The sequence below is a fragment of the Oryzihumus sp. genome, assembly GCF_054325275.1.
In genome coordinates, this window is the sequence record NZ_JBTCWL010000113.1 from 1 (window position 1) to 6,675 (window position 6,675).

General features: G+C 71.7%; 6 protein-coding genes. All 6 read right to left on the reverse strand.

All coding sequences use genetic code 11. The features are described from left to right. Positions 1–60: 60 nt before the first annotated feature. Positions 61–672 carry a PadR family transcriptional regulator gene (locus ACXVGS_RS18425; protein ID WP_458530730.1) on the reverse strand — a complete coding sequence of 204 codons (612 nt, stop codon included), beginning with the start codon at positions 670–672 and terminating at the stop codon, positions 61–63. Next, positions 669–1,601, reverse strand: a complete 933-nt coding sequence (locus ACXVGS_RS18430) for a DUF4097 family beta strand repeat-containing protein (RefSeq protein ID WP_458530731.1) — start codon at positions 1,599–1,601, stop codon at positions 669–671. The genes ACXVGS_RS18425 and ACXVGS_RS18430 overlap by 4 nt, the downstream gene beginning before the upstream one ends. A 190-nt stretch (positions 1,602–1,791) precedes the next feature. Next, positions 1,792–2,472 (reverse strand): GDSL-type esterase/lipase family protein, encoded by a 681-nt coding sequence (locus ACXVGS_RS18435; protein WP_458530732.1) that lies wholly within the window; start codon positions 2,470–2,472, stop codon positions 1,792–1,794. 5 nt (positions 2,473–2,477) lie between these two features. Next, on the reverse strand, positions 2,478–2,654 hold the full coding sequence (locus ACXVGS_RS18440) for a DUF6104 family protein (protein WP_185746166.1): 177 nt from the start codon (positions 2,652–2,654) through the stop codon (positions 2,478–2,480). A gap of 56 nt (positions 2,655–2,710) precedes the next feature. Beyond that, positions 2,711–4,018 carry an EAL domain-containing protein gene (locus tag ACXVGS_RS18445; protein WP_458532591.1) on the reverse strand — a complete coding sequence of 436 codons (1,308 nt, stop codon included), beginning with the start codon at positions 4,016–4,018 and terminating at the stop codon, positions 2,711–2,713. A gap of 193 nt (positions 4,019–4,211) precedes the next feature. Then, on the reverse strand, positions 4,212–6,675 hold a 2,464-nt coding region (locus ACXVGS_RS18450; RefSeq protein WP_458537332.1), incomplete at its 5' end, for a multifunctional oxoglutarate decarboxylase/oxoglutarate dehydrogenase thiamine pyrophosphate-binding subunit/dihydrolipoyllysine-residue succinyltransferase subunit.

Consider the following 6,675-nt stretch of genomic DNA (forward strand, 5'->3'; position numbering starts at 1 on the left):
GGCTTCGAGAAGATGGTCGCCGGAGACCTCTTCGGCAAGGTCGTCATCACCACCTGAGCCTCAGCGCCGCTGCATGACCTCCCGGATGCGGCTCGCGGCGTCGTGCAGGATGTCGAGCACCTCCTGCCGCTTCTGGCTGTCGGCCTGCACCCGGCGGACGGCGTCGCGCACGTCGTGGCGGAAGGCGTTGATCGCCGCCTCGATGTCGCGGGCGGCGGGGCCGTTGCCCCACTCGCCCAGCGGCCAGGCCGCGTCGTAGGCCGTGCCGGCGGGTGTCGCGTTGGCCCGGGCCTCCTTGGCCGCAGCCTTGAGCTCGGCCCGCAGGTCGGTGGCGCTGCCATGCACGCGGGAGCGCACCTGCTGGGCCAGCTCGCGGACCGAGTGGTCGAGGTCCTGCTGCAGGTCGGCAAGGTCGAGCTGGCGGGCCTGCACCTCGGCCCGGCCGGCGTCGGTGATCCGGTAGGTCGCCTTGCGGCCCTCCTCGGAGCGCTCGACGAGCCCCTCCTCCTCGAGCTTGGCCAGGCGCGGGTAGACCGTCCCGGCGCTGGGGGAGTAGAGCCCGTTGAACCGCTCCTCCAGGGCCCGGATGATCTCGTAGCCGTGGCGCGGTCCCTCCTCGAGCAGGGCGAGCAGGTAGAGCCGCAGCTGGCCGTGGGCGAAGACCGGGCTCATCCGGCAGCGCTCTCGGTGCCGGGCACGTCCTGCGGCGTGTCGCGGGGGCTGTCCTGCGGCGTGTCCTGGGGTGTCTCCGGTGACGTGTCCTGCGGGGTGCCACCGGTTGCGGCGCGCAGCACCACGACGTTGCCGGAGATCGCGTTGGCCTTGATCGCCAGGGCCCGGTCGCCCTCGCTGAGCTGCCCGCCTGGCCGCCTGGAGCCCGGGAGGGTGACCCGTCGGCCGTCGATGACGACCTGGCCGGAGGCGGTGTGTGCGGTCACGTCGAAGCCGCCGCCCGCCGGGATGCGCACGGTGACGTCGCCGGAGACCGAGTTGGAGCTGATCTGGGCGGCTCCGCTGGTGAGGTCCAGTGCGATGTCGCCGCTGACGGTGTTGAGCTTGATCGCCCCGAGCCGGCTGGCCTGGACCGTGACCGGACCGCTGACCGACTTGCCGGTGAAGTTGCCGGTCAGGCCGTGGCACTCCACCTCGCCGCTGACCGTGTTGGCCTTGACGTCGCCGGTGATGTCGTCGAGGGTCAGGGCCCCCGAGACGGTGTTGGCCCTGACCTCCGCGCGCACCCCGTTGACGAGGGCGTCCGCGCTGACGGTGCTCACGCTGACCTCGGCTGCGGCCGGCACCGACAGGCTCACGCGAGCGCGCAGCCGCTGGTTGCCGAAGGAGGCGAAGCTCTGCTTGAGGCTCTCGAACAGGTTGTCCGCATCCTCCTTGATGTGGCTGACCTTGAGCGTCGAGCCGGTCCAGGTGACCTGCAGCGGCCGCCCCACCACCTCGTGCACCTCCAGGCGCGCCGTGCTCGAGTCGTCGTGCGTGACGATGTCGACGTGCCCGCCGACCAGGCCCACCTTGAGCTTGTGGACGGTCTCGCCCTCGGCTCCGATGTCGAGGACCTTGGGTCCGTCGATCTCCCACTGCTGTGCCATGCCCCGCTCCCTTGCTGAGGTCTGCCGACGCGTTATATCGCGTCTTGTGGCGACACGTTATATCGCGATGTATCGCGAGTGCAAGGGTTTCCGGCCATCACGCCGAGAGGGACGTTCCCCAGGGTTCGCGTGGTGCCAAACCCCGAGGAACGTCCCTCTCGGCGAGGAGTGTGGTGCGCGACGGTGGAGGTCAGTCCTCGATGAGGAGCCAGCGTGCCCAGCCGCCGTGCAGCACCAGCCAGGCGATCAGGCCGTAGCCGGCCTGCCCGGGGTGCCAGCCGTCCCCGGCCGACAGGTCGGCGCGCCACTGCTCGTGCCCCAGCAGGGGGTGGAAACAGTCGACGTAGGGGACCGAGCGGCGCGAGCACACGTCGGCCTGGGCCTCGACGACGACCTCGAGCCGGTCGTTGAAGTCCTGGTCCAGGGTGGGCGGCGGCCCGACCACGAACGTCGCGATGCCCGCAGCCGAGGCGTCGTCGAGGATGTTGGCCAGGGACAGCCGAAGGCGGGCGGTCGTCATGCCGTTGTGCACGTCGTTGGCGCCGACCCCGATGACCAGCCGGCGCTCGGCGCGCTCGGTCCAGCGCGGACGGCACTCCGCACCCCAGCGGGCCAGCACGTCCGTGGAGGCGTCGCCGCGCACGCCCAGGTTGTATGCCGTGAGGTCCACGTCCGGGTGCGAGGTGCGGCCGACGACCCGGGACACCCAGCCCATGCCCTTGGGGTCGCCGTAGCCGGCGACGTAGGAGTCGCCGATGAACACCATCCCGACGTCACGCGGGCCCTCGGGCACGTGGAACTCGGTGGTGGGGGCGAACTCGGTCGGGATGTCGTGCACGTCCTCGTCGGCGAAGTGGTCCACAAAGCTCACGCTGCTCAGTCCTCGTCGTCGTCGAGCCGCGCCAGCCAGGTGGCAAAGCGCTCGATGGGGGTCTCGAACTCGGGGTTCAGGTCGACGAACGTCCGCAGCTGGTCGGCCAGCCACTCCAGGCTGACCTCCTCCTCGCCCCGTCGCTGCGCCAGCTCCTCGATGCCCCGGTCGGTGAAGTACACGTTCGGAGGCTATCGCCCGAACCCGTGCGCGGGACGACGGCATGCCGGGCGGGGGGTCAGGAGACCATCCGCCGCCGGCGGCCGACCCGGCGCGGCCGCGGGTCCTGGTGGCCCTCCCAGACCCGGGACAGCAGGCTACGCGAGGCGGCCACCGCCAGGTCGCGGTCGTGGGTGAGGACGAAGTTGAACCGCCGGTCGCCCTCGGGTCGTCCGGTGTCGCCGAAGTCGTGCGCCGTGAGCAGGGTCGCCCAGGTCGGCGTGATGACGACCAGCGTCCACTCCCGCTGCAGCGGGTCGGCGGGGTCGAGCGGGGCGTGCCGCGCGCCGGCCACCGGCGGGGTGTCGACCCCGGTGCCGAGCATGGCCACCAGCGAGCCGGTGCGGGACAGCTGCTCGTAGCGGCCGATCGTGGACGGGGTGAGGTGGCGCGCGTCCTGGAAGGAGGACAGCACGATGGCGGCGCCGTCGGCGTCCAGCGCCTGCGCCTCCAGCGTCTTGCTCAGCTCGACCAGGAAGCGCTTGTCCGCCATGCGCGGGGAGTGCCTGCGGGTGGCCAGGGTGTAGGGGCTGTCGTGGGTCTCCAGCAGGGCGGCCGCCCGGCCGCCGAGCATCGCGGTCAGCCCACCCCGGGCCCCGGCGCGCTCCCCGTGAGGGTCGTAGAGCGGGCCTGCCGCCAGATGGGCGCCGAGCATCCGCACCGTGCCCTCGTCGGCCAGGGTGGTGACGCCCTCCGCCAGGACCAGGCTGCCGGTCGCGGCGGTGTGTGCCCGGACCGCGTCGAGCACGTCGGCCTGGTGGCGCAGGTCGCGGCTGTGCAGGACGCTCGCGTCGAGTCGCACGACCTCGGGGTCGAGCAGCGGCAGGGTCGCGAGGGTCGCCGGGGTGGCGCCGACCGCCCGCAGGGCGAGGGTCCAGCCGTGCCGGCGGGCCTGTTCGGCCACCCGCAGCGAGGTCGCCGGGTGGGTGAGCACGCGCACGCTGTCCAGCTGGAGCACGAGCCGCTCGCGCAGCCAGTCGTCGTCCGGCAGCGTCTCGAACGACTCGGCGGAGGCGTCCAGGAACACCCGCGTGTAGTCGGCGTGCCCGAAGCCGAGCGCGGCGACGGCTTCCATCGCGTGCCGGCGCCGCACCGCGTCCAACTCTCCGGCATCACGGTGGCCGCCCACCGCCTCGGTCAGGGCGATCGGGTCGCTGAGGGTGGAGTCGCCCTCGACCCGCTGCACCGTCTCGTAGCCCACCAGCCGGCCCGACTCGCACTCGACGACGGGCTGGACCCGGGTGCTGAACGCGCCCGAGCGCACGACGTCGGCGACATCGGGCCCCTCGGCGGTGTCCGGGCTCGGAGCCGCGTGCAGGTGGGTCATGGTGCCTCGCTTCGGGACGTGCCGTGCTGTCGGTGCTGCTCGTCGCGCCCGGAGGGTGAAGCGGGGGCACGTGGGCCTCACCCTAGCCGCGGGCGCGCGGCCGGTCGCGCGGCGGCGCGACACGGCATACGCCGAGGGGCGGGGACCGCGAGGTGCGGTCCCCGCCCCTGTCAGCGGGCGGCTGGTATGCCGGTCAGCGGTCGAACGCGCGGGCGATCAGCTCGGCCTGCTCGACGGCGTGCTTCTTGCTGGACCCGGTCGCCGGCGAGGCGGAGGCGGGACGGCACACCACGCGCAGCCCGCGGGTCTCGCCCTGCTCGGCCAGCGCCTGCGGCAGGTTGAGCGCCATGAACGGCCACGCGCCCTGGTTGGCCGGCTCGTCCTGGACCCACACCAGCTCGGCGCCCGGGTAGACCTTGACCGCCTCGGCGATCTCGGCGCCCGGCAGCGGGGCGAGCTGCTCGACCCGCACGATCGCGGTCGCCTGGTCGCCGCGCTTGGTGCGCTCGGCCTCCAGGTCGTAGACGACCTTGCCCGAGGCGAGCAGCACGCGGGTCACGCCGCCGGCCTCCGGGGCGCCACGGTCGGGCAGCACCGGACGGAACGTGTCCTGCGTGAAGTCCTCGACCGGGGAGGCCGCGGCCTTCAGGCGCAGCATCGACTTCGGGGTGAAGACGATGAGCGGCTTGCGCGGGCGGGCGTAGGCCTGGCGGCGCAGCAGGTGGAAGTAGGACGCCGGGGTGGAGGGGTAGGCCACCGTCATGTTGTCCTCGGCGCACATCTGCAGGAAGCGCTCGATACGGGCGGAGGAGTGGTCCGGGCCCTGGCCCTCGTAGCCGTGCGGCAGCAGCAGCACGACCGAGGAGCGCTGGCCCCACTTCTGCTCGGAGGAGGAGATGAACTCGTCCACGATCGTCTGCGCACCGTTGAAGAAGTCGCCGAACTGCGCCTCCCACAGGACCAGCGCGTCGGGACGCTCGACCGAGTAGCCGTACTCGAAGCCCATCGCGGCGTACTCGGACAGCAGCGAGTCGTAGACCCAGAAGCGGGCCTGGCCCTCACCGAGGTAGAGCAGCGGGGTCCACTCCTCGGCCGTCACCTTGTCGATGAGCACCGCGTGGCGCTGCACGAACGTGCCGCGGCGGGAGTCCTGGCCGGCGAGGCGGACCGGGACGCCCTCCTTGAGCAGCGAGCCGAAGGCGAGCAGCTCGCCCATGGCCCAGTCGATGCCGCCCTTGCGCACCATCTCGGCGCGCTTCTCCATGAGCTGGTGCAGCTTGGGGTGCACCGTGAAGCCCTCGGGCATGTTCACGAACGCGTCACCGATGTGCTGCATCTCCTCGGCCGGGATGGCCGTCTCGACGCGCCGCACCGGGGCGGCCTCGTCGGCCTCCTGCGCGGACGGGCGCTCCAGGCCGCCGTGGCCCTCGGTGTCGGTGCCGGGGACCTCGGTGTGGTTGGACGTCGCGGCGGCCTTGGTGGCCTCCTTGGTCTCCACGAAGACCCGCTCGAGCTGCTGCTGGTAGTCGCGCAGCGCAGCCTCGGCGTCCTCGACGCTGATGTCACCGCGGCCGATGAGCGACTCGGTGTAGAGCTTGCGGACCGAGCGCTTGGCCTCGATGAGGTTGTACATCAGCGGCTGGGTCATCGACGGGTCGTCGCCCTCGTTGTGGCCACGGCGGCGGTAGCACACCATGTCGATGACGACGTCCTTGTTGAACTGCTGGCGGAACTCGAAGGCGAGCTCGGCCACGCGCACGCAGGCCTCGGGGTCGTCGCCGTTGACGTGGAAGATCGGCGCCTGGATCATCCGCGCGACGTCGGTGGAGTAGAACGACGAGCGCGAGGAGGACGGGCTCGTGGTGAACCCGACCTGGTTGTTGATGACCACGTGGATCGTGCCGCCGGTTCGGTAGCCGCGCAGCTGGCTCAGGTTGAGCGTCTCGGCCACGACACCCTGGCCGGCGAAGGCCGCGTCACCGTGCATCAGGACCGGCAGGACGGTGAAGTCCTCGCCGGCGAGGTCGAGACGGTCCTGCTTGGCGCGGACGATGCCCTCGAGGACGGGGTTGACGGCCTCCAGGTGCGAGGGGTTGGCGGCCAGGTAGACCTTGGTCTTGGCGCCGTCCTCGGAGATGAACTCGCCCTCGGTGCCCAGGTGGTACTTCACGTCGCCGGAGCCCTGGACCGACTTGGGGTCCTGGGCGCCCTCGAACTCGCGGAAGATCTGGCCGTAGGACTTGCCGGCGATGTTGGCCAGCACGTTGAGCCGGCCACGGTGCGGCATGCCGATGCACACCTCGTCGAGGCCGTCACCGGCGGCGCGGCACAGGATGCGGTCGAGCAGTGCGATGACGGACTCGCCGCCCTCGAGGCTGAACCGCTTCTGGCCCACGAACTTGGTCTGCAGGAACGTCTCGAACGCCTCGGCGGCGTTGAGCCGGCGCAGGATCCGCAGCTGCTCGTCCGCGGAGGTCTTGGCGTAGGGGACCTCGATCTTGGACTGGATCCACTTGCGCTGCTCGGGGTCCTGGATGTGCATGTACTCCACGCCGACGGTGCGGCAGTAGGAGTCGCGCAGGATGCCGAGGATCTTGCGCAGCTTGAGCATCGGCTGGCCACCGAAGCCGCCGGTGGCGAAGTCGCGCTCGAGGTCC